Source organism: Bradyrhizobium iriomotense (assembly GCF_018130765.1).
Classification (GTDB): domain Bacteria; phylum Pseudomonadota; class Alphaproteobacteria; order Rhizobiales; family Xanthobacteraceae; genus Bradyrhizobium; species Bradyrhizobium iriomotense_A.
In genome coordinates, this window is the sequence record NZ_JAFCJZ010000009.1 from 103,505 (window position 1) to 119,643 (window position 16,139).

The window sequence follows — 16,139 nt, forward strand, 5'->3', positions numbered from 1 at the left end:
CTTCAGGCTGGCAGCTTCTTGAGGAGATAGCCGACGCCGCGAATACCGTGGATCTCGATCCCTGCGTCGGCGTCCGCGAGCTTTCGCCTGAGCCGCGAGACATGCGTGTCGAGTGCGTTGGACTGGATCTCATCGTCGAAATTGTAGACAGCCTCTTCGAGCGCCGAGCGCAGCACGGTCCGGCCCATGCGGCGGATCAACGCCTCGAGCACCAGCAGCTCGCGGCGGGGCAGCTCGAACGGGGCGCCGTCGATGCTGGCTTCGCGATGGCCGAGATCGAAGGCGAGGCGGCCGGCGCGGATGATTTCGGGGGAGAGGCCCGCGGGCCGCCGCAGCACGGCGCGCAGCCGCGCCAGCAGTTCCTCGACTGCAAACGGTTTTGGCAGATAGTCGTCGGCGCCGCCGTCGAGCCCGGCAATGCGGTCGGCGAGTTCGCCCCGCGCAGTCAGGACGATGATCGGCACGCCGTCGGCGCGCGCGCGGAGCTTTGGGATCAAGGCGAGGCCGTCGCCGTCAGGAAGCTGGCGGTCGAGCAGGACCGCGGCATGGACGTCGGCGGAAATGGCCTCCTCCGCCTCGGCGAGCGTTGGCGCGTGGTCCACCACCATGTCGTAGCGCTTCAGCGCCGAGGCCAGCGCGCCGGCCATTTCCGCTTCATCTTCGACGAGCAAAATCCGCATGTAAGGGCACCTAGACCGCAACTGAGCCTTTGTAGCGGCCCGATCATTGCGGCAGCATTGCGGGAGTCTGGAGCAGCGCCGGAAGCTCAAGCCATGCGCAGAACGCTACAGGGGCGGCCGGGCGGGGCTCAAGACACCGTCGGGGCCAGCCGCTATAACCGCCGGACCTGTTCAGGGAGGAACATGAATGATCTACGAAATGCGTCAGTATCGCTGCGTGCCGGGCCGCCTGCCGGCGCTCCTGAAGCGGTTCGAGACGGTGACGCTGAAGCTGTGGGAGAAGCACGGCATCAAGCAGGCCGGGTTTTTCACCACGCTGATCGGCGAATCCAACCAGGAACTGACCTATTTCCTGGCCTGGGAGTCGCTGGCCGAGCGAGAGACGAAGTGGGGCAAGTTCATGACCGATCCGGACTGGATGAAAGCGCGCGCCGAGAGCGAAGCGGACGGCCAGATCGTCGCCAACATCGTCAGCCAGATCCTGGCGCCGACTGCCTTCTCGGCGGTGAAGTAGGAACCTGCCGCTGCAAGGGCGGCGCCGGGAGCCCCGGCGCAACCCAGATATTCGGATGGCCCGGGGCGAATGGGGTTGATCCGACCCTCATGGCGGCTATGGTCGCGCCGAAACGAGGGATTTGCCTTGAGCTCTTCGACATCAGCGGCGCCGGTCGTCACCATTGGCAGGGTCAAATTCGGCAATGATCTGCCGATCTCGATCATTGCTGGACCCTGCCAGCTTGAAAGCCGCCAGCATGCGCTGGAAGTGGCCTCCGCGCTCAAGGAGATCGCGGCGCAGCTGAACATCGGGCTCGTCTACAAGACCTCGTTCGACAAGGCCAACCGCACCAGCGCGTCGGCGGCGCGCGGCCTTGGGCTCGCGCAGTCGCTGCCGATCTTCGCCGAGATCCGGTCTTCGCTCGGGCTGCCTGTTCTGACCGACGTGCACGATGCCGCGCAATGCGCCGAGGTGGCGCAGGCGGTGGACGTCCTGCAGATCCCGGCCTTCCTGTGCCGGCAGACCGATCTCCTTCTTGCTGCTGCTGCGACCGGCAAGGTCGTCAACGTCAAGAAGGGCCAGTTTCTGGCGCCGTGGGACATGGCCAACGTCGTGACCAAGATCACCAGCGCCGGCAATCCCAACGTGCTCGTCACCGAACGGGGCGCCTCCTTCGGCTACAACACGCTGGTCTCCGACATGCGCGCGCTGCCGATCATGGCGCGCACGACCGGCGCGCCCGTGATCTTCGATGCCACCCACTCGGTGCAGCAGCCGGGCGGGAAGGGCACGTCGTCGGGCGGCGAGCGCGAATTCGTACCGGTGCTGGCGCGCGCGGCTGTTGCGGTCGGCGTTGCCGGCGTCTTCATCGAGACCCATCCCGATCCCGATCGTGCGCCCTCTGACGGTCCCAACATGGTGCCGCTGCGGGAGTTCGAGGGGCTGATCGCCAGGTTGATGGCGTTCGACGCGCTGGCCAAGAGTACCCCAAAGGGCACCACGCGCTAATGCACCAGCCTGTGACCAGGCCGTCTCAAGACCAGAAATTTCCGCCCGCGATCAACATCATTGCGCTCGCCGGATTCTCGGCGGCACTGTCGACACGCGCGCTCGATCCCGTCCTGCCGCATGTTGCGGATGATTTCGCGATCAGCATCGCGACGGCCGCGAGCATCGCGGCCGGTTTCGCCCTGATCTACGCGCTAGTTCAGCCGGCGATTGGAGCTGCCGCCGATCTTTTCGGCAAGGCGCGATTGATGACGGCGTGCCTGGCGCTGCTCGGCGTCGCCTGCATCCTGGGCGCGCTCGCCAGCTCCTTCTCGGCCCTGTTCGCAAGCCGCATCCTGGCCGGCATCGCCGCAGGCGGCGTGTTTCCGGTCGCGCTCGGCCTGACGTCCGACCTCGTTGCGCCCGCCAAGCGGCAGGTTGCAATCGGACGCACGATGGCGGGCTCGATGACCGGCAATCTGCTCGGCTCATCCGCCAGCGGAATCATCGGCGATTTCATCGGCTGGCGCGGCGTGCTCGTGATCCTCGGTGTGCTTGGCCTGATCGCGGCCGCAGCGGTGGCGGCAGGCTTTCGCGGTGCCGCGCTGACGACGCCGCCAAAGACGGATTTGAAGACGTTGCGGCAGGGCTACCGCACGATCTTCTCCAATCCCAACACGCGCTTCTGCTACTCGGCCGTGTTCATCGAAGGCTGCTGCGTGCTCGGCCTGTTTCCCTTCATCGCCGCGTTCCTGTTCGATCTCGGTGAAAAATCGCTCTCGATCGCGGGCATCGTGATCGCGGGGTTTGCGGTCGGCGGGTTGCTCTACACCCTCACCGTATCGCGCATGCTGCCGCGGCTCGGCGTCAAGGGCATGATGATCGCGGGGGCGAGCCTCGTGGCGTTGCAGCTCGGTGCGCTCGCCTTCGGTCCCGGCTGGAAGCTGCAATTCGCCAGCATGCTGGCGATGGGCTGGGGCTTCTACATGATCCATGGCTGCTTGCAGGTGTTCGCCAGCGAGCTGTCGATCGGAGCGCGGGCGACCGCGATGTCGCTGCATTCGTTCTTCTTCTTCATGGGGCAGACGGTCGGGCCGCTCGCCTACGGCTTCGGGCTCCAGCATGCCGGCAAGGAGCCGACCCTGCTCGCGAGCGCCGCGATCATGGTGGTGCTGGGCCTCGTCTGCGCCCGGCTGCTCAAGCCGCGGGCCCCCTCCGACGCGCGCTGAAGTCCATTCGGGGACGTAAGCGGTGCGTCGTCCCTCACCATGACACCATCGGCAACGTATACATGGCACACGAATTGCTTTTATTCTGGGCAAATCGAGGTGTGAGATCGTGGACGCCCAGACCAGCCGTTCCGCCAGCGCAGCCGGCACGCCCCGCTTGACCGGGTATCTCACCAAGCCACCGCTGCGGCGTTTCCTGACCGATTGCCATGCCGAATTCCGGACCGACAATTCCGGCGAGCTCGCCGACTATATCCCCGAGCTGAAGCGCGCCAATCCCGATCATTTCGGCATCGCGCTCGTCACCATCGACGGCCATGTCTACGAGGTCGGCGACAGCGACGTGCCGTTCACGATCCAGTCGGTGTCCAAAGCCTTCGTCTTCGCGCTGGCGCTGGAGATGGTCGGTGAGGAGCGCGTCGCGGCCACCATCGGCGTCGAGCCGAGCGGCGAAGCCTTCAACTCGATCCGGCTCACCAACGACAACCGCCCCTTCAACCCCATGGTCAATGCCGGCGCCATCGCCTGCTCGGGCCTGATCTATGAGGTGGACGGGAAGGGCGCGTTCGAGCGGGTCCGCGCCAAGCTCAGCCAGTTCGCGGGACGCGAGCTCGGCGTGGACGAGGCCGTGCATGCCTCGGAGACCGCGACCGGCAACCGCAACCGCGCGATTGCCTGGCTGCTGCGGAACTACGCGGTGCTGCCCGACGATGTCGATGCCGTGCTCGACGTCTATTTCCGCCAATGCGCCATCCTGGTCACCGCGCGCGACCTCGCGGTGATGGCGGCAACGCTCGCCAATCGCGGCATCAATCCGGTCACGGGCGTTCAGGTGATCACGCCGAACATCGTCGCGCGCACGCTGTCGGTGATGACGAGCTCGGGCATGTACGATTATGCCGGCGAGTGGACCTATCGCGTCGGCATTCCCGCCAAGAGCGGCGTCGGCGGCGGCATCGTCGCGGCGCTGCCCTCGCAGCTTGGGCTCGGCACCTTCTCGCCGCTGCTCGACAACCATTTCAACAGCGTGCGCGGCCTGAAGGTCTGCGAGGCGCTGTCGGCGCGGTTCGACCTGCACATGCTCAACCGCAACGCGGACGTGCGCACCAGCGTCATGGCGGACTATGACGTCTACGGCATCTCCTCGCGCCGCAGCCGCCAGCCGCACGAGCAGCAGATCCTCGACGAGCGCCACAGCGACATCCGCGTGCTCGAGCTGGTCGGCGCGATGAATTTCGGCACGATCGACTACGTCACGCGAAGGCTCACCAGCGAGCCGCCGAACGCGCCGCTCCTGATCATCGATTTCCGACGCGTCCCCGACATCACCGCGGCCGGCGCAGAACTGCTCGGCGAGACGCTGACCGCGCTCGGCAATGCCGGCGTCACCGCCATTCTGTCCGGCTTCGAGGAGACCTCCGCGGTGTGGAGGGCGATCGCCGCGCGCACGGCCGAGCCGCGCCGGCTGCGCCATTTCGCGCTGCTCGATGATGCCATCGAGTGGGCCGAGGACCAGGTGATCTACCGTTTCGGCGGCTTCACCGACATCAAGGAGAGCGCGCATCTCGGCGAGCAGGCGCTGCTCGCCGAGCTCGACGCGGAGGAGATCGCCGCGATCGTCCAGCTCTCGACCACGCGGCACTACGCGGCCGGCCAGCGCATCATCGCCGCCGGCGAGCCCGCCAATTCGCTGTTCTTTCTCCAGAGCGGCATGGTCAGCGTGAAGCTGCGCAGCGGCGTGCGGCTCGCATCCCTCGGTCCGGGCATGGAGTTCGGCGAGATGGCGATCCTGGAGCAAAGCCGCAGCGCCGACGTTCTCGCCGATACGCCCGTCACCTGCCTCGAGCTGCCGCTCGACAGTTTTGCCGACTACCGCCGCCTGCACCCGGAGACGTCGCTGAAGATCATGCGCAACCTCGCCGCGATCCTGGCGCGGCGGCTGGTCGCGGCCAATGCGAAGGTCGATCTGCTGAGCGCCTACTGACGATACCGAAACTTGTTGTTCGTTCCCCGGATGCACCGCAGCGCGCCGCACTTGCGGCGTGGTGCGGTGCTGATCCGGGGTCCAGAACTTGTGGTGCTGGGTCCCGGCTCAGCGGCGCAGCGTTTCACGCTGCACCGCGTCCGGGACACGAGCAAGAGTCCGGCTCGTCTCAGTTCGCTGCACCAGCCGGGATCGGCTCCATCCCGCTCGCGACGATCGCTTCGCGTGCGGCGGGAGAGGCGAGGAATTTTATCAAGGCGCGGCCAGCCTCGGGCTCCTTCGAACCGGTCGCGATCCCGGCCGAGAAGATCGTGATCTTCTGCAACTCGTTCGGTAGCGGTCCGACGATGTCGATGCCCTTGACGGGCTTTAATTCGCTGATCTGCTGAAAGCCGAGTTCGGCCTCGCCGTGCGCGACGATCTCGCCGACGGGCGTTGCCGGGATCTTGCGCGCCTTGTCCTTCATGACGTCGGCGATGCCGAGCTTGTCGAACATCTCGGTCGAGACGTAGACGCCGCTGGCGCTGTCGGAATAGGCGATCGTCTTCGCCGCCAGCAGCGCGCGCTTCACGGCGTCCACGGAGCTGATGTCCGGCTTCGGCGCGCCCGATTTCACGGCGATCCCGATCGGCGACTTCGTGAGATCGACCTGGCTGCCGGCAACGACCTTGCCCTTGCTCGCGAGGTCGTTGAGCGCATAGCCGACCATGATCAGGACGTCGGCCGGCTCGCCGCGCTCGAGCCGTACCGGAATCGCGTTGGTGGTGGTCCCCATCGACGGCCCATATTCCGTCAGCACCTTGTTGCCGGTGGTCTTCTCGAATTCCGGCACAAGCGCCTTGTAGGCAGCCGTCAATCCGCCCGAGATCATCACCCGGACCTCGGCAGCGTTGGAGGCGCCGGTGAGCCAAACGACGCTCAGAAGGCCCAGGGAAAGGTTCAGGGCAGCGCTGCGGAATGTTGCAGACATCGATTTCATTGTTGTTCTTCTCCTACTAGCCCCGCCCGCGATAGGGCGCGACGCCTTGCTCCGGCACCCACAGGCCCTTCGGCACGCGGCCGGTCTGCCAGAACACGTCGATCGGGATGCCGCCGCGCGGATACCAGTAGCCGCCGATGCGGAGCCATTTCGGCTTGATCTCCGAGGCAATGCGCTTGCCGATCATGACGGTGCAGTCTTCGTGGAAGGCGCCGTGATTGCGGAAGCTCGCGATATAGAGTTTCAGCGACTTCGACTCCAGCAGCCATTGGCCGGGCGCGTAATCGATCATCAGATGCGCGAAGTCCGGTTGTCCCGTGACCGGGCAGAGCGAGGTGAATTCCGGCACGGTGAAGCGCACCAGATAATCCGTGCCCTTTTGCGGGTTGGGTACGCGGTCGAGCTGGGCTTCTTCCGGTGTGTGCGGCCATTCGACCGCGCGGCCGAGCTGGAGGGATTTTTTCGCCATCGTCGTCACATCCTTTGGAGCATGATCCGGAAAAGTGGGCACCGGTTTTCCGAAAGATCATGCTCAATCAAGAAACGGCTAGAGCGCGATAAGATCGCGCTCTAGTGGATGTCGGGATGGACGCAATCGTGGCCGTCGTCAACCCGAGGCGGTCGTCTGGATCATGACGATCCGGTCGTTGCCGGACTCGCAGCCCCACAGCTCGCCCGGACGGCCGTCGAGCTGGCGGACATTGGCGTTGGCCTTGTCGCTGGCGAAGACGTTGAACTTCTCAGTGGCGGGATCGAAACGCACGATGGCATTGGCCGAAAAATCCGTCAGCCACACCTTGTCCTTGTCGTCGACATAGACCGCATAGGCGCGGGGACGCTCGCCCGGCAGCTTCCATGTCTTCCAGGATCCGTCGGCGGGATCGTGCACGGAGACGTGGCCGCTGTTCCACTCGCTGACCCAGATCCGGCTCTTCGAATCCGACCAGACCCGCCGCGCGCCCTGGTTCGGCGTCGGCGGCTCGACGACATGGGCGCTGCCCGTCGCAAGGTCGATCCTGGCGATATGGCTGCCGGCGAGCGAGGCGTACCAGACATCGCCCTTGGGCGTCACGGTGATGCCGTAGGGCCCGACGCCCCTTGGTGCCTTGAATACGTTCATCTCGCCCGACTTCGGCGCGAGGCGGCCGTAATAGCCGGACTGGCCGGTGAACCAATAGGTACCCGTCTTGTCGAATACGCCGGTGTTGAGATTGGCGGAAGCGAACTTTTCCGGCAGGCGGAACAGCGTGACCTTGAGATCGCCCGGATCGACGCGCGCGATCGCGTTCTGGCCGCCTTCGGTGATCCAGGGGGCGCCGTCGGGGCCGATCGTCACGCCGTGAGGGGCGGCGCCCTGGCCGAGGCTGACCGTCTTGAAACTGCCATCCCGGGGATCGAGCCTGCCGAGCAGGCCCTTGCCCTGGGCGGTGAACCAGACCGTGCCGTCAGGGGCGGGCGTGAGATCGTGCAAGCCAATGCCGGCGCTAACAGGGAAATATTTCGTCCGGAACGGGGCCTCCTGCGCAAGACTTGGGCGGGCGGCAAGGACGGCGGCGCTCGAAGCAAGAAACTGGCGGCGATTCATGGCGTTACCTCGACTCCCTGGGATTGAGGATGGACGCGCAGACCCGATGTTCTCAAGCTTAGTCTCGGGTGCTTCACCCGTCAGCCGATGCCGGGCGCCCAAGCGTTCACATTTGCTTGCGGCCCGTGTAAGACCCGCGGCACCGATCAGCCCTAACGAACGGAAGTGCACATCATGACCGCCATCATCGACATCATCGGCCGCGAAATTCTCGATAGCCGGGGCAATCCCACCGTCGAGGTCGACGTCGTGCTGGAAGATGGCGCGCTTGGCCGCGCTGCCGTGCCCTCCGGCGCCTCGACGGGTGCCCATGAGGCGGTGGAACTGCGCGATGGCGACAAGGCCCGCTATCTCGGCAAGGGCGTCACCAAGGCGGTCGGCGCCGTCAACGGCGAGATCTTCGAGGCCCTGAGCGGCCTCGATGTCGAGCAGCAGGCCCAGATCGACCAGATCATGATCGATCTCGACGGCACGCCGAACAAGAGCCGCCTGGGCGCCAACGCCATCCTCGGCGTCTCGCTGGCCTGCGCCAAGGCGGCCGCGAACTCGCTCGACATGCCGCTCTACCGTTACGTCGGCGGCACCTCGGCGCGGCTCCTGCCGGTGCCGATGATGAACATCATCAATGGCGGCGTGCACGCCGATAACCCGATCGACTTCCAGGAATTCATGATCCTGCCGGTCGGCGCCTCGTCCTTTGCCGAGGGCCTGCGCTACGGCGCGGAGGTGTTCCACACGCTGAAGTCGGAGCTCAAGAAAGCCGGCCACAACACCAATGTCGGCGACGAGGGCGGCTTCGCCCCGAACCTGCCGTCGGCCGACGCCGCGCTCGACTTCGTCATGAACGCGATCGGCAAGGCCGGCTTCAAGGCGGGCACCGACATCGTGCTCGGTCTCGACTGCGCCTCGACCGAGTTCTTCAAGGACGGCAAATACGTCTATGAAGGCGAGGGCAAAACCCGCTCGATCTCCGAGCAGGCCAAGTATCTCGGCGACCTCGTCTCGCGCTATCCGATCGTCACCATCGAGGACGGCATGTCGGAAGACGACATGGACGGCTGGAAGGAGCTTACCGACCTCATCGGCAAGAAGTGCCAGCTCGTCGGCGACGACCTGTTCGTCACCAACGTCAAGCGCCTCGCCGAAGGCATCAAGGCCGGCCGCGCCAACTCGATCCTGATCAAGGTCAACCAGATCGGCACGCTGACCGAGACGCTCGCCGCCGTCGAGATGGCGCACAAGGCCGGCTACACCTCTGTCATGTCGCACCGCTCCGGCGAGACCGAGGATTCCACCATCGCCGACCTCGCGGTCGCCACCAATTGCGGTCAGATCAAGACCGGCTCCCTTGCGCGTTCCGATCGCACTGCCAAATACAACCAGCTCCTGCGTATCGAGCAGCAGCTCGGCAAGCAGGCGCTCTACGGCGGCAAGGCGGCACTGAAGGCGCTGGCATAAGCCAGCGTCACCGCACGAAAGCGCGAAAAGCAGGGACAGGGGAGGATCGACATGAGCGACGGCAAGACCGGACTGCAACTGCGTTCGCTGATCAAGAAGAGCGGTGAGCTGGAAATCTCGCTTGTCGACGTGCCGACCCCCGAGCCTGCAGACGACGAAGTCGTCGTCCGCGTCCAGGCGGCGCCGATCAACCCGTCCGACCTCGGCCTGCTCGTCGGCGCGGCCGACATGAGCACGGCCAAGGCTTCGGGCACGAAGGATGCGCCCGTCATCACCGCAAAGGTGCCTGACGGCGCGATGCGCGCGATGGGGGCGCGGCTCGACCAGTCCCTGCCGGTCGGCAATGAAGGGGCCGGCGTCGTTATCAAGACCGGCTCGTCGGATGCTGCGAAGGCGCTGATGGGCAAGACCGTCGCGATGATCGGCGGCGCCATGTATTCGCAGTACCGGACGATGAAGGTGAGGGATTGCCAGCCGCTGCCCGAGGGCACCACGGCGGCGGAGGGCGCGTCCTGGTTCGTCAATCCGCTCACGGCGCTCGGCATGACCGAGACCATGCGGCGCGAGGGCCACAAGGCGCTGGTGCACACCGCGGCCGCCTCCAATCTCGGCCAGATGCTGAACAAGATCTGCATCGCCGACGGCATCCCGCTGGTCAACATCGTGCGCAGCAAGGAGCAGGCGGAGATCCTGAAGAAGATCGGCGCCAAGCATGTCGTCGACTCCAGCGCGCCAAGCTTCCTCGACGATCTCACGGCCGCGCTGGTCGAGACCGGCGCCACCATCGCCTTCGACGCCATCGGTGGCGGCAAGCTTGCCGGCGACATCCTCAATTGCATGGAAGTCGCGATCAACAAGACCGCCAAGGAATACAGCCGCTACGGCTCCAGCGTGCACAAGCAGGTCTATGTCTACGGCGCGCTCGATGTTCGCCCGATCGAGCTTCCGCGCGGCTTCGGCATGGCCTGGGGTGTCGGCGGATGGCTGCTGACGCCGTTCCTCCAGAAGATCGGTCCGGCCGATATCGGACGGCTGCGCCAGCGCGTCGTGAATGAACTGAAGACCACTTTTGCCAGCCACTACACCAAGGTGGTGTCGCTTCAGGAGGCACTCGATCCCGCCAACGTCGCGGCGTATGCCAAACGCGCCACCGGCGAAAAATTCCTCATCAACCCAAATAAATAATCGTGATCCGCAACGACGGGTCACCGAAAGAAGGTCTTGCCTTCTGGGCGAGGCGGGGGATTATTCCCGCCGCCGTTGAAAGCGGAAAAACCGCAAAGCGCGCTCAGAAGGGGACCTCTCCATGACCGATCTCAATCGTCGTCACCTGCTCGCAGGCGTCGCCGCCGTCGGTGCGGCTGCCGCCACCGGACTTCGCCCGACCATTGCCAATGCCTCAGTGCCGCCAGCCGGGACGCAGGCGCCGGGCTTCTATCGCTACAAGGTCGGCAGCTTAGAGTGCACCTCGATCAACGACGGCGCGCGCACCTTCCCGATGCCCGACAAGTTCGTCGTCAATGTGCCGAAGGAAGAAGCCGCGGCCGCCGGCGAAGCCGCTTACATGCCCAAGGGCATGGTCACGGTGCCGTTCAATCCGCAGCTCATCAACACCGGCTCCAAGCTCGTGCTGATCGATACCGGCAACGGCGTCGCCAATCTCGAGCCGAGCAAGGGCGCTGTCGGCCGCACCCTGCAAAACCTTGCCGCCGCTGGCGTCGACCCGAAGAACATCGACGTCGTGCTGCTGTCGCATCTGCATCCTGACCACACCAACGGCATCCGTCTCGCCGACGGCGCGCTCGCGTTCCCGAACGCCGAGATCATGGTGCCGGGCAAGGACTGGGAGTTCTGGACCAGCGAGGACAACGTCGCCAAGGCCGAGTCCAACCCGATGATGAAGAACTACTTCGCCAACGTGAAGAAGACCTTCGCCGGGCTCGAGTCCAAGGTGACGAAGTACGAGTGGGGCAAGGAGGTGGCGCCCGGCATCACCTCGATCGCGACGCCCGGCCATACGCCCGGCCACACCTCGTTCGCGGTCGCCTCGGGCGATGCAAAGGTGCTGATCCAGTCCGACGTCACCAACATTCCGGAGTTCTTCCTGCGCAATCCGGACTGGCACGTGATGTTCGACAACGATGCTGCAATGGCGCAGGCGACGCGCCACAAGTTCTATGACATGGCGGCGGCGGAGAAGGCCACCGTGATCGGCTTCCACTTCACCTTCCCCTCGGTCGGTCATGTCGAGAAGGACGGCGCCAAGTATCGCCTGATCCCGTCGGCCTGGAATCCGACGATCTGATTTCGGTACGAACATGCGCGAACGTCAGGCCGCCGATTGGCGGCCTGATCGTTTTGGGCAACCATCTGCTTTCGCGAAACGCAGCGTTTCCAAATCGGACCGGTTCATGCACTTGCATCCATCGATCCGGATCGCTTAAGTGCCGCCCGGCACTTCCCCTCAAGGTTTCAAGGACACCCCATGGCCTATAATATCCTCGTTATCGCAGGCAGCCTGCGCAAGGACAGCTTTTCGCTGAAGCTTGCCAATGCGCTCGCCAAGCTCGCGCCAGCCTCGCTCAAGCTCGAGGTCATCACGCCGGCGGGCATCTCTTTCTTCAACCAGGACCTCGAGGCCGCGCCGCCCGCGGACTGGCTGGCCTTCCGCGACAAGCTCCAGAAGTCCGACGGCGTCATCTTCATCACCCCCGAATACAACCGCGCCATTCCGGGCGCACTGAAGAACGCTATCGACGTCGCCTCGCGGCCCTATGGCAAGAGCTCGTTCAACGGCAAGCCGGTCGGCATCATCTCGAACTCGCCGGGACCGCTCGGTGGCGTCAGCGCCGCCAAGACGCTGCAGAACATCCTGCCCGGCATTGCCGGCCCGATCATGCAGCAGCCCGAGACCTACCTGAACGCCGTCGGAGATGCCTTCGATGCGGAGGGCAACCTCATCAAGGACTCGCTGAAGGGTGTGCTCCGGGCCTACATCGATGCCTTCGCCGCCCACGTGGCGAAGCATCACGGCTGAGGCCGAACATCCCGCAGCCACGAGCGAAGCGCCGTCCGGAGACGGCGCTTCGCATCTCGCCATGAGGGTCGGGCAGGGGATCTCTTGATGTTAGGGCTCCCTTAACCAAGCTGCCCCATCTTCCCAAGATGGTCTCCCGCGCGCGCCTGAAATCGATCCTGACCGGTCTCGCCCTCTATGCGATGGCGGCCGCCATCGTCGGCTATTTCGGCGTCAACGCCTATACCGGCAAATATGGCCTCAACGCCCGTCAGGAACTCGACCAGGAGATCATCGCGCTGACGAGCGAGCTGGCGCAGCTCAAGCGCGAGCGTGCCCGGAGCGAGCAGCGCGTCTCGTTGCTGCGCACCTCGAGGATCGATCCCGACATGCTGGACGAGCGGGCCCGGTTCCAGCTCGACTACGTCAATCCGCATGATCTCGTTCGGATGATCCCGCAGAACTAGCACTTTCGCGCGATTCGAAAGCCGTATCGAAAGCCGTCGCCGAGCCCTGCGGACGCCGTGTCAGTCGCAACCGGAAGTCGCAAGGCGATAGTCGGTTTGTCGCCTTGACGGAGCTGCACCGGCGGGGGCATGGCTGGTTCGACGCGCGGCCTCCAGGATTGACGGAGATCAATAAGGCCCCGCCGGCACGTCTTAAGAATGCCACCCGGAGGAAACGGTGATGAATGGGCAAGCCCCCCAGCATCACGCGGCCCGTGTCGAGGCCGCCATTGCATCAGGCCAGGCGGCTCGTTCCGCGCTCGTGGCCTCCTGGCGCCGTTCGTCCCGATTGCATCATCTCGACCCCTCCGGCCGCGGCCTGCCGAAACGGCTGACGGAGGCGGAACTGCGCGAGGCACGCGAGCGCATCGCGCCGCTGCTGGCCGCCGCGCGAGGCGCCATGGACCGGCTCTATCAGGCGGTGGGCGCGGCGGGCTGCTGTGTGCTGCTCGCCGACGGCGAGGGGGTGCCGGTCGACCGTCGCGGCACGCCCGCGGACGATGCGACGTTCCAGTCCTGGGGTCTGTGGACCGGCGCGCTCTGGAGCGAGGAGCACGAGGGCACCAACGGCATCGGCACCTGCGTCGTCGAGCAGCGGCCGCTGACCATCGATCGCGACCAGCACTTCTTCACCCGCAACACGCTTCTGAGCTGCACCGCGGTTCCGATCTACGACCACGAGGCGGCCTTTGCCGGCGTGCTCGACGTCTCCTCCTGCCGCGCCGACCGCACCGATGCGTTTTCCAGTCTGATCGCACTGGCGGCGAGCGAGGCGGCCAAACGCATCGAGGCCGACATGTTCCGCCGCGCCTTCGCCCATGCCCGCATCGTGCTGACGCCGGCCGCGGATGGTCAGTGCGGCGGCCTCGTGGCCGTCGATGCGGACGATCTCGTGATCGGTGCGACCCGCTCCGCCCGGGTGGGGCTCGGCATTGGACTTGGGGTCGCGCCCGGCCGCCCGTTGCGGCCAGTGCCCGCGGCCGATCTGCTCGGTGGCGATATCGCGCATGAGCAACTTGCCAGCGGCCAGCGCGCGGTGCTGCAGCGGGCGCTGCTCCGCGCGGGCGGCAATGTTTCCGCGGCCGCCAAGGCCCTCGGCGTCAGCCGCGCCACGCTGCACCGGAAGCTCAAGCGCTTCGAGCTGAGCCACTGAGCCGCTGTTTCCTCTACCGTCATCGCGAGCCAACGGGTCTGCGCGAAGCGCGGCCCGATGACAGGCTCCGCGAAGCAATCCAGAGTCCCTCCGCGGCCGCAGCCTGGATTGCTTCGCTGCGCTCGCAATGACGGCGTGGAAGCAGGGGCGCTCCATCTCGCGCTTGCCTCGCCCACGACTGTCGCAGAACTGCGACAGGTCCGCGCCGCCATCGCTCCCGACCGGGCTGACAGAAAACACCTCCCGCATCATCGTCTGCGCAAGTCGTGAACACACGGCGACAAGCGCAAACACCAACATCGGGAGTGATCAATGAACAAGGTGGAATTCCTCGGCGTCACCCAGAATCCGTTCGCCGAACGCTATGACAATTTCATCGGTGGCAAGTTCGTCCCGCCGGCTGCCGGCAAGTATTTCGATAATGCCTCGCCGGTGAACGGCCAGGTCGTCTGCAAGATCGCGCGCTCCGACGCGCAGGACGTCGAGGCCGCCCTCGACGCGGCGCATGCCGCCAAGGGCGCCTGGGGCCGTGCCAGCGTCGCTGAGCGTGCCGCGGTCCTGAACAAGATCGCCGACCGCATGGAAGAGAATCTCGAGCGCCTCGCAATTGCCGAGACCTGGGACAACGGCAAGCCGATCCGCGAGACCCGCGCCGCCGACCTGCCGCTCGCGATCGACCATTTCCGCTATTTCGCCGGCGTGGTGCGCGCCCAGGAAGGCTCGATCGGCGAGATCGATCACGACACCATCGCCTATCATTTCCATGAGCCGCTCGGCGTGGTCGGCCAGATCATTCCCTGGAACTTCCCGCTGCTGATGGCCTGCTGGAAGCTTGCGCCCGCGCTCGTCGCCGGCAATTGCGTGGTGCTTAAGCCCGCCGAGCAGACCCCGGCCTCGATCATGGTCTGGGCCGAGATCATCGCCGACCTGCTGCCGCCGGGCGTGCTCAACATCGTCAACGGCTTCGGCCTCGAGGCCGGCAAGCCGCTGGCGTCCAGTCCGCGCATTGCCAAGATCGCCTTCACCGGCGAGACCTCGACGGGCCGGCTGATCATGCAATATGCCAGCCAGAACCTCATCCCGGTCACGCTGGAGCTCGGCGGCAAGTCGCCCAACATCTTCTTCAAGGACGTCACCGCCGAGGACGACGACTTCTTCGATAAGGCGATCGAGGGCTTCGTCATGTTCGCGCTGAACCAGGGCGAGGTCTGCACCTGTCCGAGCCGGGCGCTGGTCCACGCCGACATCTACGACCGCTTCATGGAGCGGGCGCTGAAGCGCGTCGCCGCGATCAAGCAGGGCGATCCGCGCGTGGCCGACACCATGATCGGCGCGCAGGCCTCGAGCGAGCAGCTGGCAAAGATCCTCTCCTATATCGACATCGGCAAGCAGGAAGGAGCCAAGGTGCTGGCCGGCGGCGGCCGTGCCGAACTCGGCGGCGATCTCGCCAAGGGCTTCTATGTCCAGCCGACGGTGTTCGAGGGCCACAACAAGATGCGCATCTTCCAGGAGGAGATCTTCGGCCCGGTCGTCTCGGTCACGACCTTCAAGACCGATGACGAAGCGCTCGCGATCGCCAACGACACGCTCTATGGCCTCGGGGCCGGCGTCTGGAGCCGCGATGCCAACCGCTGCTACCGCTTCGGCCGGGCGATCCAGGCCGGCCGGGTCTGGACCAATTGCTACCATGCCTATCCCGCGCATGCGGCCTTCGGCGGCTACAAGCAGTCGGGTGTCGGTCGCGAGACCCACAAGATGATGCTCGATCACTACCAGCAGACCAAGAATCTCCTGGTCAGCTACAGCCCGAAGAAGCTCGGCTTCTTCTGATCGGCAAGATCTGATCGGCGGAGAGGGCGGCGCCGTTTCGGCGTCGCCCGTTCCAAATGTCGGGACTTGGTTGACCGGGCGTTTCTTGACGCGGCCACGAATCTGCGCGTGCCGTCCCCCGGCAGCGATTTGTTGCCCGATCGGCGCCAAACATTTTGCAATATTACGATCACGTTGCAGTGCGGCATAATGAAAGTCGTGGCATGCCGCCGCGGTGCTTTCCAAGGGCGTTTGAC

Annotated in this window: 15 protein-coding genes; 11 read left to right on the forward strand and 4 right to left on the reverse strand. The window is 65.4% G+C overall.

Annotated features, from left to right (window positions below; translation table 11 throughout):
• Positions 1-2: 2 nt before the first annotated feature.
• Entirely contained in the window at positions 3-680 is a 678-nt protein-coding gene (locus JQ635_RS17385; RefSeq protein ID WP_211411063.1) for a response regulator transcription factor, read from the reverse strand.
• Between the two features lie 187 nt (positions 681-867).
• Here JQ635_RS17385 and JQ635_RS17390 point away from each other — a divergent pair, with 187 nt between their 5' ends.
• The 4 genes from JQ635_RS17390 to glsA all read left to right on the forward strand — a co-directional run bounded on the left by JQ635_RS17390 (position 868) and on the right by glsA (position 5,376).
• Positions 868-1,194 carry an NIPSNAP family protein gene (locus tag JQ635_RS17390; protein WP_211411064.1) on the forward strand — a complete coding sequence of 109 codons (327 nt, stop codon included), beginning with the start codon at positions 868-870 and terminating at the stop codon, positions 1,192-1,194.
• A 126-nt stretch (positions 1,195-1,320) separates the two neighbouring features.
• Entirely contained in the window at positions 1,321-2,184 is an 864-nt protein-coding gene (kdsA, locus tag JQ635_RS17395) for a 3-deoxy-8-phosphooctulonate synthase (protein ID WP_211411065.1), read from the forward strand.
• Complete coding sequence (locus JQ635_RS17400) at positions 2,184-3,392, forward strand: MFS transporter (RefSeq protein ID WP_211411066.1); 1,209 nt, start codon at positions 2,184-2,186, stop codon at positions 3,390-3,392. The genes kdsA and JQ635_RS17400 overlap by 1 nt, the downstream gene beginning before the upstream one ends.
• A gap of 109 nt (positions 3,393-3,501) precedes the next feature.
• Positions 3,502-5,376: a glutaminase A gene (glsA, locus tag JQ635_RS17405; RefSeq protein WP_211411067.1), complete on the forward strand. Its 1,875-nt coding sequence runs from the start codon at positions 3,502-3,504 to the stop codon at positions 5,374-5,376.
• Positions 5,377-5,545: 169 nt separating this feature from the next.
• Here glsA and JQ635_RS17410 read toward each other — a convergent pair whose 3' ends face one another.
• The 3 genes from JQ635_RS17410 to JQ635_RS17420 all read right to left on the reverse strand — a co-directional run bounded on the left by JQ635_RS17410 (position 5,546) and on the right by JQ635_RS17420 (position 7,940).
• The gene (locus tag JQ635_RS17410) at positions 5,546-6,355 is read right to left on the reverse strand and encodes a substrate-binding domain-containing protein (RefSeq protein ID WP_211411068.1); all 810 of its coding nucleotides are present in this window, start codon (positions 6,353-6,355) and stop codon (positions 5,546-5,548) included.
• Positions 6,356-6,371: 16 nt separating this feature from the next.
• Positions 6,372-6,824, reverse strand: a complete 453-nt coding sequence (queF, locus tag JQ635_RS17415; protein WP_165424973.1) for a preQ(1) synthase — start codon at positions 6,822-6,824, stop codon at positions 6,372-6,374.
• Between the two features lie 138 nt (positions 6,825-6,962).
• Complete coding sequence (locus tag JQ635_RS17420; RefSeq protein WP_211411069.1) at positions 6,963-7,940, reverse strand: Vgb family protein; 978 nt, start codon at positions 7,938-7,940, stop codon at positions 6,963-6,965.
• A gap of 174 nt (positions 7,941-8,114) precedes the next feature.
• On the opposite strand from JQ635_RS17420, the gene eno reads away from it, so the two are divergent.
• From eno to adh, 7 genes are all read left to right on the forward strand, one after another.
• Entirely contained in the window at positions 8,115-9,398 is a 1,284-nt protein-coding gene (eno, locus tag JQ635_RS17425; RefSeq protein ID WP_211411070.1) for a phosphopyruvate hydratase, read from the forward strand.
• Between the two features lie 51 nt (positions 9,399-9,449).
• On the forward strand, positions 9,450-10,583 hold the full coding sequence (locus JQ635_RS17430) for a zinc-binding dehydrogenase (RefSeq protein ID WP_211411071.1): 1,134 nt from the start codon (positions 9,450-9,452) through the stop codon (positions 10,581-10,583).
• A 121-nt stretch (positions 10,584-10,704) separates the two neighbouring features.
• On the forward strand, positions 10,705-11,703 hold the full coding sequence (locus JQ635_RS17435; protein ID WP_211411072.1) for an MBL fold metallo-hydrolase: 999 nt from the start codon (positions 10,705-10,707) through the stop codon (positions 11,701-11,703).
• A gap of 180 nt (positions 11,704-11,883) precedes the next feature.
• Complete coding sequence (locus JQ635_RS17440) at positions 11,884-12,435, forward strand: NADPH-dependent FMN reductase (RefSeq protein WP_211411073.1); 552 nt, start codon at positions 11,884-11,886, stop codon at positions 12,433-12,435.
• A gap of 128 nt (positions 12,436-12,563) precedes the next feature.
• Positions 12,564-12,881 (forward strand): FtsB family cell division protein, encoded by a 318-nt coding sequence (locus JQ635_RS17445; protein ID WP_129271678.1) that lies wholly within the window; start codon positions 12,564-12,566, stop codon positions 12,879-12,881.
• A gap of 220 nt (positions 12,882-13,101) precedes the next feature.
• Positions 13,102-14,073, forward strand: a complete 972-nt coding sequence (locus JQ635_RS17450) for a GAF domain-containing protein (protein WP_211411074.1) — start codon at positions 13,102-13,104, stop codon at positions 14,071-14,073.
• A 312-nt stretch (positions 14,074-14,385) separates the two neighbouring features.
• Entirely contained in the window at positions 14,386-15,903 is a 1,518-nt protein-coding gene (gene adh, locus JQ635_RS17455; RefSeq protein WP_211411075.1) for an aldehyde dehydrogenase, read from the forward strand.
• Positions 15,904-16,139: the final 236 nt, after the last annotated feature.